The sequence below is a fragment of the Pseudomonas sp. NPDC089422 genome (assembly GCF_044749405.1).
In the GTDB taxonomy this organism is placed as follows: Bacteria; Pseudomonadota; Gammaproteobacteria; order Pseudomonadales; family Pseudomonadaceae; genus Aquipseudomonas.
The window spans coordinates 42,951-56,932 of record NZ_JBIVHW010000011.1 but is presented as its reverse complement, the minus strand read 5'-3'; the positions used below and the strand labels follow the sequence as shown (position 1 = coordinate 56,932).

General features: G+C 64.3%; 15 protein-coding genes. 7 read left to right on the top strand and 8 right to left on the bottom strand.

Annotated features, from left to right (window positions below; all coding sequences use genetic code 11):
• Positions 1-10: 10 nt before the first annotated feature.
• From ACIPZ8_RS20375 to ACIPZ8_RS20355, 5 genes are read left to right on the top strand one after another with little or no spacing between them, the layout of a single operon-like run.
• Positions 11-748 carry an SURF1 family protein gene (locus ACIPZ8_RS20375; RefSeq protein ID WP_400726774.1) on the top strand — a complete coding sequence of 246 codons (738 nt, stop codon included), beginning with the start codon at positions 11-13 and terminating at the stop codon, positions 746-748.
• Positions 717-1,298: a hypothetical protein gene (locus ACIPZ8_RS20370; RefSeq protein WP_400726771.1), complete on the top strand. Its 582-nt coding sequence runs from the start codon at positions 717-719 to the stop codon at positions 1,296-1,298. The genes ACIPZ8_RS20375 and ACIPZ8_RS20370 overlap by 32 nt, the downstream gene beginning before the upstream one ends.
• Positions 1,299-1,307: 9 nt before the next feature.
• On the top strand, positions 1,308-2,387 hold the full coding sequence (locus tag ACIPZ8_RS20365) for a heme A synthase (protein ID WP_400726769.1): 1,080 nt from the start codon (positions 1,308-1,310) through the stop codon (positions 2,385-2,387).
• Positions 2,372-3,265, top strand: coding sequence for a heme o synthase (gene cyoE, locus ACIPZ8_RS20360; protein ID WP_400726766.1), 894 nt, complete (start codon positions 2,372-2,374; stop codon positions 3,263-3,265). Before ACIPZ8_RS20365 ends, cyoE begins: the two co-directional genes overlap by 16 nt.
• Positions 3,262-3,894 (top strand): SCO family protein, encoded by a 633-nt coding sequence (locus ACIPZ8_RS20355; RefSeq protein WP_400726763.1) that lies wholly within the window; start codon positions 3,262-3,264, stop codon positions 3,892-3,894. The genes cyoE and ACIPZ8_RS20355 overlap by 4 nt, the downstream gene beginning before the upstream one ends.
• A gap of 124 nt (positions 3,895-4,018) precedes the next feature.
• Here the strand turns inward: ACIPZ8_RS20355 and ACIPZ8_RS20350 are convergent, their stop codons facing one another.
• The 3 genes from ACIPZ8_RS20350 to ACIPZ8_RS20340 all read right to left on the bottom strand — a co-directional run bounded on the left by ACIPZ8_RS20350 (position 4,019) and on the right by ACIPZ8_RS20340 (position 6,535).
• The gene (locus ACIPZ8_RS20350) at positions 4,019-4,792 is read right to left on the bottom strand and encodes a MetQ/NlpA family ABC transporter substrate-binding protein (protein WP_400726760.1); all 774 of its coding nucleotides are present in this window, start codon (positions 4,790-4,792) and stop codon (positions 4,019-4,021) included.
• A 64-nt stretch (positions 4,793-4,856) separates the two neighbouring features.
• Positions 4,857-5,528 carry a methionine ABC transporter permease gene (locus ACIPZ8_RS20345; RefSeq protein ID WP_010951513.1) on the bottom strand — a complete coding sequence of 224 codons (672 nt, stop codon included), beginning with the start codon at positions 5,526-5,528 and terminating at the stop codon, positions 4,857-4,859.
• Positions 5,528-6,535 carry a methionine ABC transporter ATP-binding protein gene (locus ACIPZ8_RS20340; RefSeq protein ID WP_400726757.1) on the bottom strand — a complete coding sequence of 336 codons (1,008 nt, stop codon included), beginning with the start codon at positions 6,533-6,535 and terminating at the stop codon, positions 5,528-5,530. Before ACIPZ8_RS20340 ends, ACIPZ8_RS20345 begins: the two co-directional genes overlap by 1 nt.
• Positions 6,536-6,761: 226 nt before the next feature.
• On the opposite strand from ACIPZ8_RS20340, the gene katE reads away from it, so the two are divergent.
• Positions 6,762-8,891: a catalase HPII gene (gene katE, locus ACIPZ8_RS20335; RefSeq protein ID WP_400726754.1), complete on the top strand. Its 2,130-nt coding sequence runs from the start codon at positions 6,762-6,764 to the stop codon at positions 8,889-8,891.
• A gap of 110 nt (positions 8,892-9,001) precedes the next feature.
• Here katE and ACIPZ8_RS20330 read toward each other — a convergent pair whose 3' ends face one another.
• The 4 genes from ACIPZ8_RS20330 to zur all read right to left on the bottom strand — a co-directional run bounded on the left by ACIPZ8_RS20330 (position 9,002) and on the right by zur (position 11,867).
• Entirely contained in the window at positions 9,002-9,709 is a 708-nt protein-coding gene (locus ACIPZ8_RS20330) for a PA5502 family lipoprotein (RefSeq protein WP_400726751.1), read from the bottom strand.
• 127 nt (positions 9,710-9,836) lie between these two features.
• The gene (znuB, locus tag ACIPZ8_RS20325) at positions 9,837-10,619 is read right to left on the bottom strand and encodes a zinc ABC transporter permease subunit ZnuB (RefSeq protein WP_400726748.1); all 783 of its coding nucleotides are present in this window, start codon (positions 10,617-10,619) and stop codon (positions 9,837-9,839) included.
• Positions 10,612-11,385 carry a zinc ABC transporter ATP-binding protein ZnuC gene (znuC, locus tag ACIPZ8_RS20320; protein ID WP_085676619.1) on the bottom strand — a complete coding sequence of 258 codons (774 nt, stop codon included), beginning with the start codon at positions 11,383-11,385 and terminating at the stop codon, positions 10,612-10,614. The genes znuB and znuC overlap by 8 nt, the downstream gene beginning before the upstream one ends.
• Positions 11,382-11,867 carry a zinc uptake transcriptional repressor Zur gene (zur, locus tag ACIPZ8_RS20315; RefSeq protein ID WP_400726744.1) on the bottom strand — a complete coding sequence of 162 codons (486 nt, stop codon included), beginning with the start codon at positions 11,865-11,867 and terminating at the stop codon, positions 11,382-11,384. Before zur ends, znuC begins: the two co-directional genes overlap by 4 nt.
• Before the next feature lie 18 nt (positions 11,868-11,885).
• Here zur and ACIPZ8_RS20310 point away from each other — a divergent pair, with 18 nt between their 5' ends.
• The gene (locus tag ACIPZ8_RS20310; RefSeq protein WP_400726741.1) at positions 11,886-12,842 is read left to right on the top strand and encodes a zinc ABC transporter substrate-binding protein; all 957 of its coding nucleotides are present in this window, start codon (positions 11,886-11,888) and stop codon (positions 12,840-12,842) included.
• Between the two features lie 151 nt (positions 12,843-12,993).
• On the opposite strand, the gene ACIPZ8_RS20305 is transcribed toward ACIPZ8_RS20310, so the two are convergent.
• Positions 12,994-13,944 carry a homoserine kinase gene (locus ACIPZ8_RS20305; RefSeq protein WP_400726739.1) on the bottom strand — a complete coding sequence of 317 codons (951 nt, stop codon included), beginning with the start codon at positions 13,942-13,944 and terminating at the stop codon, positions 12,994-12,996.
• Between the last annotated feature and the right edge of the window lie 38 nt (positions 13,945-13,982).

Below are 13,982 nucleotides of genomic sequence, written 5' to 3'. Positions count from 1 at the left end.
CGAGGCTGCGATGAGGCGCTTTCGCCCAGGCTGGATACCGACCCTGGTAGTGCTTGCGCTGCTGCCGGGGCTGATCGCGCTTGGCTGCTGGCAACTCGGCCGGGCCGAAGAAAAGCGCGTGTTGCTGGAAACCTATGCCCAGCGTGAGGTCGATGCCCCGCTGGCCACCACCCAGTTGTTGCAGACCCAGGATTCCGCCTTCCGCCGGGTGCACCTCTACGGCCGTTTTGACGCCGAACACAGCGTGTTGCTGGACAACCGCATGCGCGATGGCCAGGCCGGCGTCGAGCTGCTGCAGCCCTTCCATGACCAGGCCAGTGGCCTGTGGCTGCTAGTCAACCGCGGCTGGTTGCCATGGCCGGACCGCCGCGTGCCGGTGCCTTTCGACACCCCCGACCAGGTACTGGCGTTGAACGCGTCGGTGTATGTGGCTCCGGGCAATACCTTCCAGCTGCACCCCGATCCGGTCGGGGGGCAATGGCCGCACCTGCTCACTGCGGTCGACGCTGCGCAAGTGTGGCAGCAGCTCGATCGTGAAGGCTTCGCCCATGAAGTACGCCTGGAGCCCGGCCCGGCTGCTTATCGGCTGGACTGGCCGGTCGTCGCCATGGGCCCGGAAAAACACCTCGGTTACGCGGTGCAGTGGTTTGCCCTGGCCACTGCACTGGTGCTGCTCTACCTCTATTTCGGCTGGCACAACAACAAGGAGAAACAGCATGGCCACCGCCACTCCACTGAGCGTGCCTGAACGTAGCAAGCCCAGAGCCCGCGGGCGTTTGCAGCTGATCTTGATCCTGTTGGTGGTACTCGGGCCAATGATCCTGGCCACCTGCATGTACAAGCTGCAGTTCTGGGTGCCAGACGGCCGTAGTTACCACGGCGCGATGATCGGCAACGGCGAGAGCCGGGCCGATATCGGCATTGCTGGCGAGGACGAGCGCTGGCAACTGCTGGTGAGCGCGCCTGAGGCCTGCGCCGAGGAATGCCAGCGCCTGGTGTACCTGGTGCGACAGATCCAGGTCGGCCTGGGCCGCGACGCCAGCCGTGCCAGCCACGCCTTGGCTGCCGCCCAGCCATTGACCAGCGACTATCAGGCGCTGCTGGGGCGTGAGTATCCACAGCTGCAACGCTACCCACTGGATGCCCAGCGCTATCTGCAGAAGGTCGGCGAAACCGGCCCGCAACTGTGGATCGTCGACCCGCACGGCAACCTGGTGCTGCGCTACGACGCCAAGGTCAACGGCAAGCACGTGCTCGACGACCTGCGTCACCTGCTCAAGCTGTCCAACATCGGCTAGGAGCCTGCCATGGCCAGACCCGGATTCCGCATCGCTGTGTTTGCCACCCTGCTGGCACTGCTGGTCGTCCTGCTCGGTGCCTACACCCGCCTGACCCACGCCGGGCTCGGCTGCCCTGACTGGCCGGGTTGCTATGGCTTCATCAGCGTGCCCAGCAGCGAAGCGCAGCTGGCCCATGCCGGACTGCACTTCCCGGACCACCCGGTGGAAGAGGCCAAGGGCTGGGCCGAGATGGTCCATCGCTATTTCGCCGGCACCCTCGCCGTGGTGATCGCCCTGCTCGCCTTGCAGACGCTGCGCCGACATGCCCGTGATGGCCAGCCTTATCGCCTGCCCCTGCTGTTGCTGGGCGTGGTGCTGGCGCAGGCAGCGTTCGGCATGTGGACCGTCACCCTCAAGCTGTGGCCACAAGTGGTCACCGCGCACCTGCTGGGTGGCTTCACCACCCTGAGCCTGCTGTTCCTGCTGTCCCTGCGTCTGTCCCGGGCTTTTGCGCCCTTGCCAAAATTGCCGCTCAGCCTACGGCGGATAGCCGCGTTGGCCTTGCTGGTGGTGATCGGCCAGATCGCCCTGGGTGGCTGGGTCAGTGCCAACTATGCGGCGGTCGCCTGCATCGACCTGCCCACCTGCCATGGCCAATGGTGGCCGGCGGCCGACTTCAGCAACGGTTTCCACCTCAGCCAGCACGTCGGCCCCAACTACCTGGGTGGGCAACTCGACAGCGATGCGCGCACGGCCATCCACATCAGCCATCGCCTGGGCGCGCTGTTGGTGACCTGTGTGCTGCTGATGCTCAGCTGGAAGCTCCACCGCTGTGGCCTGACTGGCCTGTCGCGGCTGGTGCTGCTGGCGTTGGCCATGCAAGTCGGCCTGGGTATCAGCAATGTGCTGTTCCACCTGCCGCTGGCCGTGGCCGTCGCGCATAACGCTGGCGGTGCATTGCTGCTGCTGAGTATGGTGCTGGTGAACTACCGCATCCGCGTGGTGGACAAGGTCCGCGTCGGCGTCGGACAGGGTTGGCGCCTGCGCCCTGTGGCCGGGGTGAGCATCAACCATCACATGAGGAACGATTCGTGGCGACGCTTCTGAGCGCACGGCGTACCGGCTGGCGCGATTACCTGGAGCTGACCAAGCCCAAGGTGGTGGTGCTGATGCTGATCACCTCGCTGGCGGGCATGTTCCTGGCGACCCGCGCCGGGGTCAGCTGGAGCGTGCTGTTGTTCGGCAACCTGGGCATCGCCCTGTGCGCGGGCAGCGCGGCCGTGGTCAACCACGTGGTGGACCGGCGCATCGACGCGCTGATGGCGCGTACCCGCAAGCGCCCATTGGCCCAGGGCCGGGTCGAGCCGTTGCCGGCGTTGCTGTTCGCCCTGGCCCTGGCGATGCTTGGCATGGCCCTGCTGCTGCTCTTCACCAACGCCCTCACCGCCTGGCTGACCCTGGCCTCCTTGCTCGGCTACGCGGTGCTCTACACCGGCTTTCTCAAGCGTGCCACGCCGCAGAACATCGTCATTGGCGGCCTGGCCGGCGCCGCGCCGCCGTTGCTGGGCTGGGTCGCAGTGAGCGGCCATGTCAGCGCCGAGCCCCTGCTGCTGGTGCTGATCATCTTCGCCTGGACGCCACCGCACTTCTGGGCCTTGGCCATCCACCGCAAGGAAGAGTACGCCAGGGCCGATATCCCGATGCTGCCGGTGACCCACGGCGAGCGTTACACCAAGCTGCACATCCTGCTGTACAGCCTGATACTGCTGGCGGTGAGCCTGCTGCCGTTTGCCATCCACATGAGCGGCCTGTTGTACCTGGCCTGCGCCCTGGTACTGGGCCTGCGCTTCCTGCAATGGGCCTGGGTGTTGTACCGTGGCAGCCAGCCGCATGCGGCGATCGGCACCTTCAAGTACTCCATCGGCTACCTGTTCGCGCTGTTCATCGCGTTGCTCGTTGACCACTACCTGTTGCTGAATCTATGACCCGAACCCAGAAAACCGTCTTCATCCTCGTCGCCCTGGTCGCGCTGATCCTGGGCCTTACCGTCAACAAGGTGCTCAGTGAACGGGGCCAACTCAACCCGACCGAGCTGATCGACGCCGGCATCATCCTGCTGCCGCAGAGCCGCACGGTGGCCGACGTGACCATGACCAACCAGGATGGCCAGCCGGTTCAGCTGGACGACCTGAAGGGCAAGTGGTCGCTGCTGTTCTTTGGCTACACGTACTGCCCGGACATCTGCCCGACCACCCTGGCCCAGCTGCGTCAGGTGAAGAGCGAGCTGCCCAAGGAGGCCGTGGACCGGCTGCAGGTGGTGTTGGTGAGCGTGGACCCGAACCGCGATACGCCGAACCAGCTGAAGCAGTACCTGGGCTATTTCGACAAGGATTTCGTCGGGGTGGCGGGGTCGATCGAAGATACCCAGAAGCTGGCCAATGCCTTGAGCATTCCGTTCATTCCGGCGGATACCAGCAAGCCGGGGTACACCGTGGATCACAGCGGCAACCTGGCGATCGTCGGGCCGGATGGGCGTCAGCGCGGGTTCATTCGTGCGCCGTTCAACAACCAGAAGCTGGTGGCGCAACTGCCTGGGCTGGTCAAGCGGGATTGAGATTGCTGGGCCTGCTGCGCAGGCCTTTCGCGACACAAGGCCGGCTCCTACAGGGGAACTCACATCCCTGTAGGAGCGGCCTTGTGTCGCGAAAGGACCGCAAAGCGGCCCCAAGGATGCGAGATCAGAACGCCGGAACTACAGCGCCTTTGTACTTCTCGTTGATGAACTGCTTCACCTCAGGCGAGTGCAGGGCAGCGGCCAGCTTCTTCATCGCGTCCGAGTCCTTGTTGTCCGGGCGGGCAACCAGGATGTTCACGTAAGGCGAGTCTTTGCCTTCGATGGCCAGGGCGTCTTTCTCCGGGTTCAGCTTGGCTTCCAGCGCGTAGTTGGTGTTGATCAGGGCGATATCGACCTGGGTCAGCACGCGCGGGATGGTGGCCGCTTCCAGCTCACGGAACTTCAGGCTTTTCGGGTTTTCGGCAACGTCCTTCACGGTCGACAGGATGTTGCTGTTGTCCTTGAGCTTGATCACGCCGGCCTTGTCCAGCAGCAGCAGGGCGCGGCCGCCGTTGGTGGCGTCGTTTGGGATGACCACGGTGGCGCCGGAGGACAGTTCGTCGAGCTTCTTGATCTTGGTCGAGTACACGCCCAGCGGCTCGATGTGCACGCCGGCAACGCTGACCAGGTTGGTGCCCTTGGCCTTGTTGAACTCATCCAGGTACGGCTGGTGCTGGAAGAAGTTGGCGTCCAGGCGCTTCTCGGCCACCTGCACGTTCGGCTGGATGTAGTCGGTGAATTCCTTGACCTTCAGGTCCACGCCCTCTTTCGCCAGCTGGGGTTTGACGAAGTTGAGGATCTCAGCGTGCGGCACCGGGGTGGCGGCGACGGTGAGGGTTTCGGCGGCGTTGGCCGAGAAGGCCGCCACAGCGGCGACAACAGCAAGCAGCTTCTTCATGAATCACTCCTTGTGAGGGCCACGACGGCCCCCGAACGGGTCGGCCGGGCCGACCCCATTGGGGTTACTTACGGGAAAAATGCACGACCAGTTTGTCGCCCACGCTCTGCAGGACTTGAACCAGCACCAGCAACAGCACCACGGTCACGACCATGACGTCGGTCTGGAAACGCTGGTAACCGAAGCGGATGGCCAGGTCGCCCAGGCCGCCAGCGCCGACCACACCGGCCATGGCGGTGTACGACACCAGGGTGATGGCGGTGACGGTAATCGCCGCGAAGATGCCCGGGCGGGCCTCCGGCAGCAGTGCACTGGTGATGATCTGGCGGGTGGTGGCGCCCATCGACTGGGTGGCCTCGATGATGCCGCGGTCCACTTCGCGCAGGGCGGTTTCCACCAGGCGCGCGAAGAACGGCGTGGCACCCACCACCAGCGGTGGGATGGCGCCGGCAACACCCAGCGAAGTGCCGGTGATCAGCACGGTGAACGGGATCATCACGATCAGCAGGATGATGAACGGCAGCGAGCGCAGGATGTTGACTACCAGCGACAGCAGCGCATACACGCCCTTCTGTTCGAACATCTGCTTCGGCCCGCAGAGGAACAGCAGCACGCCCAGCGGCAGGCCGAGCAGCACGGTGAAGAACAGCGAGCCGAACAGCATGATCATGGTATCGACGGTGGCCAGCCAGATTTCGGCCCAGTCGACGTTGGCGAAGAAATTCAGGGCGTCCATCAACGCAGTACCTCCATATGTACGTCAGCTGCCTTGAAGCGGGCGAACGCCGCTTCCATGTCCCCGCCGATCAGGGCGAGGGTGAGCTGGCCATAGGGGACATCCTTGATGCGGTCGATACGCCCGGCGAGGATGCTGTAGTCCACTCCGGTTTCGCGGGCCACGGTGCCCAGCAGCGGGGCGTAGGTGGCATCGCCCTGGAAGGTCAGGCGCACGATACGGCCTGGCACGTGGGCGAAGTCGTCGCGTTGCTCGCCTTCGTCGACCTGTTCATCTTCCTGGACGAAACGCTTGGTGGTCGGATGCTGCGGGTGCAGGAACACATCGGCCACCGGGCCTTGCTCGACGATCTGGCCGGCATCCATCACCGCCACGCGGTCGCAGACACGACGGATCACGTCCATCTCGTGGGTGATCAGCACGATGGTCAGCTTCAGCTCACGGTTGATCTCGGCCAGCAGCTGCAGCACCGAAGCGGTGGTCTGCGGGTCGAGGGCGCTGGTGGCCTCGTCGCACAGCAGGATCTTCGGGTTGGTCGACAGGGCGCGGGCGATGCCGACACGCTGCTTTTGGCCGCCGGACAACTGCGCCGGGTACTTCTTGGCGTGGTCCTGCAGGCCGACACGGGCCAGCAGTTCGGTGACACGCTTGTCGATCTCGCTGCGTGACAGCTCACCGGCCAGGGTCAGCGGCAGGGCGACGTTGTCGGCGACCGTCTTGGACGCCAGCAGGTTGAAGTGCTGGAAGATCATCCCGACCTGCTGGCGGAAGCCGCGCAGCTGGCTGGCGTTGAACGCGGTGACGTCTTCGCCGTCGACGATGATCGTGCCGCCGGAAGGCTCTTCGAGGCGGTTGATCAGGCGCAGCATGGTGCTCTTGCCTGCGCCGGAATGGCCGATCAGGCCGAACACCTGGCCATTTTCAATGGTCAGGCTGGTCGGATTCAGTGCGGGGATTTCCCTACCGGCAACGCGGTAGGTCTTGTGTACCTGTTGGAACTCGATCACGTAGCGAACCTTGTGGGGCGCATGGAATTTGGGTCAGCGGTTAGCTGGGGTCGCGCATTTTAGCCTTTTCCCATAGCTGTTCTTAGCATTTATTTCGTAACGCACCAATCCTTCGGGCATATGGCGACAACCGGTAATCCTGATTGAACGCTCGACAAAGCCCTCCAGTCACTACTTGCACAAGCCCGACAAGGGCACGCCTGAAGACTGACGAGGAGAGCCGACCATGCCCAGCAAGAAGACGAACGCCCCCAAGCACACCGAGGCCGCCGGTACCCAGACCCCTGACCGGGCCAACACCAATGCCAAGCTGCAGAGCCTGGAAACGTTCCGCAGTGACGCCACCGGCCAGGCACTGCGCACCAACCAGGGGGTGAAGATCGCCGACAACCAGAACAGCCTCAAAGCCGGCGCACGCGGGGCCTCGCTGCTCGAAGACTTCATCCTGCGCGAGAAGATCACCCACTTCGACCATGAGCGGATTCCCGAGCGTATCGTCCACGCTCGCGGTACCGGAGCCCATGGCTACTTCCAGAGCTATGGTTGCCATGCCGAGCTGACCAAGGCCGGTTTCCTGCAGGACCCGGAGCAGATCACCCCGGTGTTCGTGCGCTTTTCCACGGTGCAGGGGCCACGGGGCTCTGGCGACACGGTGCGCGACGTTCGCGGCTTTGCCGTCAAGTTCTATACCGATGAGGGTAATTTCGACCTGGTTGGCAACAACATGCCGGTGTTTTTCATCCAGGACGCGATCAAGTTCCCCGACTTCGTGCATGCGGTCAAACCTGAGCCGCACAACGAAATGCCTACCGGTGGTTCGGCCCACGATACCTTCTGGGACTTTGTCTCGCTGGTGCCGGAGTCTGCGCACATGGTGATCTGGGCCATGTCTGACCGCGCCATCCCGCGCAGCCTGCGGATGATGGAGGGTTTTGGCGTGCACACCTTCCGCATGATCAATGCCCAGGGCGTGGCCAGTTTCGTCAAGTTCCACTGGAAACCGCGCCAGGGCGTGCACTCGGTGCTGTGGGACGAAGCGCAGAAGCTCGCAGGCAAGGACACTGACTACCACCGCCGCGACCTCTGGGATGCGATCGAGACCGGTGACTACCCCGAATGGGAACTGGGCGTGCAGATCGTGCCGGAAGCCGATGAGCACACGTTCGACTTCGACCTGCTCGACCCGACCAAGCTGATTCCCGAGGAGCTGGTGCCGGTGACCAAACTGGGCAAAATGGTGCTAAACCGCAACCCGGACAACTTTTTCGCCGAGACCGAGCAAGTGGCCTTCTGCCCGGGGCATATCGTGCCCGGCATCGACTTCAGCAACGACCCGTTGCTGCAGGGCCGGTTGTTCTCCTACACCGACACCCAGATCAGCCGGCTTGGTGGCCCCAACTTCCATGAGATCCCGATCAACCGCCCGGTGGCGCCGAACCACAGCAGCCAGCGCGACGCCATGCACCGCATGACCATCGACAAGGGCCGTGCTTCATATGAGCCCAATTCCATCGATGGCGGCTGGCCCAGAGAGACGCCGCCCGCCGCGCAGGACGGCGGCTTCGAGAGTTATCAGGAGCGCATCGATGCGCACAAGATCCGCCAGCGCAGCGAATCGTTCGGCGACCATTTTTCCCAGGCGCGGCTGTTCTTCCAGAGCATGAGCCCGACCGAGCAGCAGCACATCATCAAGGCCTACAGTTTCGAGCTGGGCAAGGTTGAGCGCGAGAGCATCCGCCAGCGTGAGGTGAACGAGATCCTCGCCAACATCGACCTGAAACTGGCGGCGGCGGTGGCGGCCAACCTCGGGCTGCCGGCGCCGAAGCGGGGCACGGTGCAGGTGAAAGGCAGCAAACCCGTGCAGTCAAAGGCGTTGAGCCAGATGAACCACCCCGGTGATGTGGGGATCAAGGGACGCAAGATCGCCGTGCTGGTCGCCGATGGTGTGGTGGACGGCAGCGTCGACAAGCTGGTCAAGGCACTGGAGGCGCAGAGCGCCAGGCCGATGCTGCTAGGGCCGACTTCGGCGCCGGTGAAGACGGCCGATGGCAAACAGCTAACGGTGGGTGCGTCGATGGAGGGGATGCCGTCGATCATGTTCGACGGGATTGTCGCGCCCAAGGGGGTGGACAAGGCCTTGGCTGCAAGCGGGTTGGCCAAGCACTTCTTGCTGGAGGGTTACAAGCATCTCAAGGCGATGGTGCTGACCAAGGAGTTGGCGAAGGTACTTGGGGTCAAGGAGGACAAGGGGTTGCTGCTGGGGGATGAACAGAAGGCGGTGGATGCCTTTGTCAAAGCGGTTGAGGGGCATCGGGTGTGGGAGCGGGAAGCGGCTGCGGAGGCTGTGCCGGCCTAGGTACCTGCTTTGCAGCCCTTTCGCGACACAAGGCCGCTCCTACAGGAGAATACGTGCTCTTGTAGGAGCTGCCTTGTGTCGCGAAAGGGGCGCAAAACGCCCCTAGGTTCTCAGCGCTGATGCGGGACCAGAACCACCTGCGCCGGCATCGACCGCTGGATCTCATGCTTCTGCTTCAGCTGGAAATTACTGTCGAGCTTGTGCACGCGCTTTTCCAGCAGGTTCTTCAGCCAAGGCGCATCCTGAGTGCGCGGCACCTGGAACACCACCTCGCACTGGTAATTGACCACGTCCTTGGCAATCTCGTCGAGCTGACGACGCATCGCCCGGATGTCGGTGGTCTTCAGCGCGATCACCGTGCTCGGTGCCGTAGGGTCGATCACACGCGCCTGGGGCTTGGCCTCGGCAGCCTTCAAGGCCGCTTCGGCCTTCTCCAGCTCGGCCTTGCGCGCCTGGGTCACGGCATCGCCGCCGGTCACGGCCGGTGCCTGCGGCATCAATGCCCGGGCCCGGGCCAGTGCGGTGGCGGCAGCATTGACGTCGCCCTTCTGCAGCACGATCTGGCTGCGTTTAAGGTAGGCCTCGGCCAGCTGGCGCTGGTATTGCTCCAGGCGCGCATCATCCGGCGACTGCGCCTGCAGGGCAGTCAGCTGGTCTTCGGCGGTGGCCAGCTCGTTGCTGGCGATACTCTGTTGCAGCTGCTGCCAGGCATCGGCTTGGGCAGGTGCATCGGCCTGCTCGACCGGCGCGCTGGAACACGCAGCCAGGAACAGGGAAAACGCGGCAACAAGCAGATAACGGGATGCGAACGGCTTCATTCCTGCGACTCTCTATTTGCGCAAAAAGCGAGCAAGTCTACACCCAGGTGTGCACGCTCGAAAATAAGTCTTACAGACCCTTTACCCGTGAAAAGGTTGCAGGGTGCACCTGTGTGCACCCCGGATTTCAGCGTTTTGGCAGGGCCAGGCTCAGCAAGAATAGCACTGCCGCGCAGACCACGATCGATGGCCCGGCCGGGGTGTCCTTGAACCAGGACATGGCCAGGCCGCCGCACACGGCGGTAATGCCGAGCAGGCTGGCGCCCAGTGCCATCTGCTCTGGCGAGCGGGCGTGGCGCTGGGCGGCGGCGGCAGGAATGATCAGCAGCGAGGTGATCAGCAGCACGCCGACGATCTTCATGGCCACGGCAATGACCACGGCAATCAGCAGCATCAGGGCCATGCGCAGGCCCGCTACCGGCAGCCCTTCGACCATGGCCAGTTCTTCGTGCACGGTGATGGCCAGCAACGGCCGCCACAGCACGGCGAGCAGCAACAGGACCAGCACGCTGCCGCCCAGGATCCAGGCCAGGTCGGTGGTGCTGATGGCCAACAGGTCGCCGAACAGGTAGGCCATCAGGTCGATGCGCACGTCGTGCATGAAACTCAGCACCACCAGGCCCAGCGACAGGGTGCTGGGGGCGAGGATGCCGAGCAGGGTGTCGGAGGCCAGCGGCTGGCGTTGCTGCAAGGTCACCAGCAGGATTGCCAGCAGCAGGCAGCCTACGGTCACCGCCAATGCCGGGCTGACATCCAGCACGAAGCCCATGGCCACGCCCAGTAGCGCGGCATGGGACAGGGTGTCGCCGAAGTACGCCATGCGCCGCCACACCACGAACGAGCCGAGCGGGCCCGCTACCACTGCCAGGGAAAGACCGGCAAGCAAGGCGTAAAGAAGAAAATCAGCCATGCTTGCAGTGCTCTCCGTGAACATGGGCGCCAGGGGCGACGACCGAGCCGTGCAGGTCGTGGCTGTGGTCGTGATGGTGGTGGTAGACGGCCAGGCTCGGGGCATTCTGGCCAAACAGCTCGACAAAGGCCGGGTCGTTGCTGACCTGCTCGGGGTGGCCCGAGCAGCACACGTGGCGGTTCAGGCAGACCACCTGGTCGGTGGCACTCATGACCAGGTGCAAGTCGTGGGAGACCATCAGCACGCCGCAGCCGTGGCGGTCGCGCAGGCGGGTGATGAGGTTGTACAGCTCGGTCTGGCCGACCACGTCGACACCTTGAACCGGCTCGTCGAGCACCAGCAGCTGCGGCTCGCGCAGCAGTGCCCGGGCCAGCAGCACGCGCTGCATCTCACCGCCGGAAATGGTCTGGATCGGGCTGTCGATGACCTGTTCGGCGCCCACTTCCTGCAGTGCCGACAAGGCAGCCGCACGGTCTACGCCGGGCACCAGGCGCAAGAAGCGCAGCACCGACAGCGGCAGTGTGGCGTCTACCTGGATCTTTTGCGGCATGTAGCCGATACGCAGCTTCGGCTTGCGCCAGACCTTGCCGCGGTGCGGCTTGAGCAACCCGAGTACGGCACGCACCAGGGTGGTCTTGCCGGCGCCGTTGGGGCCGATCAGGGTGACGATCTGGCCGGGTGCCACCGACAGGTCGATGCTGTCGAGCACGGCCTCGCCGGCAAAGCTGACGCCGACCTGCTCGAGGCGGATCAGGGCGTCGCTCATGCTGCGCTCCGGCAGTTGGCGCACAGGCCGACGATTTCCACCGTCTGGGTTTCAACGCTGAAACCTACGCCCTTGGCGCTCTGGATGATGGCGTCGCTGATGCTGTCCTGCTCCAGCTCGATGGCCACGTGGCATTCGCGGCAGATCAGGAACTGGCCCTGGTGCGCGTGCTCAGGGTGGCTGCAGCCAATGAAGGCGTTGAGCGAGGCGATGCGGTGCACCAGGCCGTTTTCCAGGAGGAAGTCCAGCGCGCGATACACGGTGGGTGGGGCTGCGCGGCGGCCATCCTGCTCGCTGAGCACGGCAAGGATGTCGTAGGCACCCAGCGGCTTGTGGCTCTGCCACACCAGCTCCAGCACCCGCCGGCGCAGTGCGGTCAGGCGCAGGCCCTGGCGCGTGCACAAGGCATCGGCTTCGGACAAGGCGCTGTGCACGCAATGGGAATGATCGTGGGGACGGTGAGCCAGCGGCGTGATGGACATGGGCAGCGACGGTTCTGGATGGAGACGTTATTATGTTACCTGTTTCTGACGAGTCGAGTATTCATCGTGTCCCGATTCCTTGTGCTATTTGTCGCTTTCATCGCCTGCTCGGCGCAGGCCGACGTGCGTGTGCTGACCAGCATCAAACCCCTGCAGCAGATTGCCGCCGCTGTGCAGGATGGCGTGGGCAACCCGGACGTGCTGCTGCCGCCGGGCGCTTCGCCGCACCACTACGCCTTGCGCCCCTCCGATGTACGGCGGGTGGGCGATGCCGACCTGCTGTACTGGATCGGCCCGGACATGGAGAACTTCCTGCCGCGGGTGCTGGGCAGCCGCAGCAAACCGACGGTGGCCGTGCAGTCGCTTTCAGGCATGAAGCTGCGCCATTTTGGCGAGGACAGCCATTCCCACGAGGAGGCGGACCAGGACGACCACGACCATGATCACCGCCCGGGCAGCCTGGATGCGCACCTGTGGTTGTCTTCGGTCAACGCCAGGGTGATCGCGGCAAAGATGGCGGCTGACCTGGCGGCGGCCGACCCGGCCAATGCGGCGCGCTACCAGAGCAACCTGAAAGCCTTCACCGAGCGCCTGGATGCCATGGATGCACGGATCAAGGCGCGGGTGGCCGGGATCGCCAGCAAGCCTTATTTCGTGTTCCACGAAGCGTTCGACTACTTCGAGTCGGCCTATGGCCTGCAGCACACCGGTGTGTTCAGTGTGGCGTCCGAGGTGCAGCCGGGCGCGCAACATGTGGCCGCGATGCGCAAGCGCTTGCAGGAAGTGGGCAAGACCTGTGTGTTCAGCGAGCCACCACTGCGGCCGCGTCTGGCCGAGACACTGACGGCAGGGTTGCCGGTGCGGTTGGCCGAGCTGGATGCCCTGGGTGGCACCGATCCGGTGGATGCCAAGGGCTATGAGCGCCTGCTCGAAAAGCTCGGTGGTGACCTTGCAGGCTGCCTGGAACAACTTTAAGGCGAGGCACGGCCCTTGTAGGAGCGGCCTAGTGTCGCGAAAGGGCCGCGCAGCGGCCCCAGGTTTTTAGCGTCAAGGCATAGATTGCCGGGGCTGCTTCGCAGCCCTTTCGCGACACAAGGCCGCTCCTACAAAGCGACCGCAGCTGGGTTCAAAGTGCGAACGGCAGGTGCAATGCCACTTGCTGGCGCTGTGCCAGACGCACCTCGAACTCGCTCGGGTCGTGGATCATCACATCCATCCCGGCAAACGATTCCGCCGCAATCAGGCGCGACAGCCAGAAGCGCACGCAGCCTACCCGCAACATCTCCGGCCACAGTTCGGCTTCGGCAGCGGTAAACGGCCGCAACGCCGCGTAGGCCCCCAGCAGTGCCTGAGCGCGCGGCACATCGATCGCACCGTGTTCATCCAGGCACCAGTCGTTCACGGTGATGGCGATGTCATACAGCATCGGCCCGGAACAGGCGTTGTAGAAGTCGATCACACCGGTCAGGTGGGTACCTTCGAACATCACGTTGTCGCGGAACAGGTCGGCATGCAGGTTGGCACGCGGCAAGGCCAGGATCTGCGCCTTGTGCGCGGTGATCTCGTCCAGCGCCGGTTGCAGCAGCGCAGCCTGCTCGGGGGTCAGGCGCGGCAGCAGTTCGGCACCCGATGCCAGCATCCAGTCCAGGCCACGGTCGGTGCGGCGCTCGATGATGCGCTCGCGGGTGGCCAGGTGAATGTGCGCCAGCAGCTCGCCAACCTGTGCGCAGTGCTGGGGGTTCGGCGCCTTGATGTGCTTGCCCGACAGTCGCGGTTGCAGCAAGGCCGGCTTGCCGCACAGCTCGCGCAGGGCGTTGCCGTCACGGTCACGCAGGGCGTAGGGCACCGGCATGTCGGCGTCGTGCAGCACGTCGAGCAGGTCGATGAAGAACGGCATGTCCTCGACCGGGCCGCGTTCGACCAGCGTCAGGACGAACTCCCCCTGTTCGAGGCTGACGAAGAAGTTGCTGTTCTCGGTACCGGCGGCAATGCCCTGGAAGTCGAGCAGACGGCCCAGCTCGTACGGCGCCAGAAAGGTTTCCAGCTCAGGCCGGGTCACGGGGGTGAAGACTGACATGATGAAAAAATGCCCATACGGGCACTTCCGCCGGGAAG

What these genes read in the sequence shown, in the direction of transcription:
- ACIPZ8_RS20375 (WP_400726774.1), top strand. Translation starts at nt 11, where the DNA reads ATGAGGCGCTTTCGCCCAGGCTGGATACCGACCCTGGTAGTGCTTGCG.
- ACIPZ8_RS20370 (WP_400726771.1), top strand. Translation starts at nt 717, where the DNA reads ATGGCCACCGCCACTCCACTGAGCGTGCCTGAACGTAGCAAGCCCAGA.
- ACIPZ8_RS20365 (WP_400726769.1), top strand. Translation starts at nt 1,308, where the DNA reads ATGGCCAGACCCGGATTCCGCATCGCTGTGTTTGCCACCCTGCTGGCA.
- ACIPZ8_RS20355 (WP_400726763.1), top strand. Translation starts at nt 3,262, where the DNA reads ATGACCCGAACCCAGAAAACCGTCTTCATCCTCGTCGCCCTGGTCGCG.
- ACIPZ8_RS20350 (WP_400726760.1), bottom strand. Translation starts at nt 4,792, where the DNA reads ATGAAGAAGCTGCTTGCTGTTGTCGCCGCTGTGGCGGCCTTCTCGGCC.
- ACIPZ8_RS20345 (WP_010951513.1), bottom strand. Translation starts at nt 5,528, where the DNA reads ATGGACGCCCTGAATTTCTTCGCCAACGTCGACTGGGCCGAAATCTGG.
- katE (WP_400726754.1), top strand. Translation starts at nt 6,762, where the DNA reads ATGCCCAGCAAGAAGACGAACGCCCCCAAGCACACCGAGGCCGCCGGT.
- ACIPZ8_RS20330 (WP_400726751.1), bottom strand. Translation starts at nt 9,709, where the DNA reads ATGAAGCCGTTCGCATCCCGTTATCTGCTTGTTGCCGCGTTTTCCCTG.
- znuB (WP_400726748.1), bottom strand. Translation starts at nt 10,619, where the DNA reads ATGGCTGATTTTCTTCTTTACGCCTTGCTTGCCGGTCTTTCCCTGGCA.
- znuC (WP_085676619.1), bottom strand. Translation starts at nt 11,385, where the DNA reads ATGAGCGACGCCCTGATCCGCCTCGAGCAGGTCGGCGTCAGCTTTGCC.
- zur (WP_400726744.1), bottom strand. Translation starts at nt 11,867, where the DNA reads ATGTCCATCACGCCGCTGGCTCACCGTCCCCACGATCATTCCCATTGC.
- ACIPZ8_RS20310 (WP_400726741.1), top strand. Translation starts at nt 11,886, where the DNA reads ATGGAGACGTTATTATGTTACCTGTTTCTGACGAGTCGAGTATTCATC.
- ACIPZ8_RS20305 (WP_400726739.1), bottom strand. Translation starts at nt 13,944, where the DNA reads ATGTCAGTCTTCACCCCCGTGACCCGGCCTGAGCTGGAAACCTTTCTG.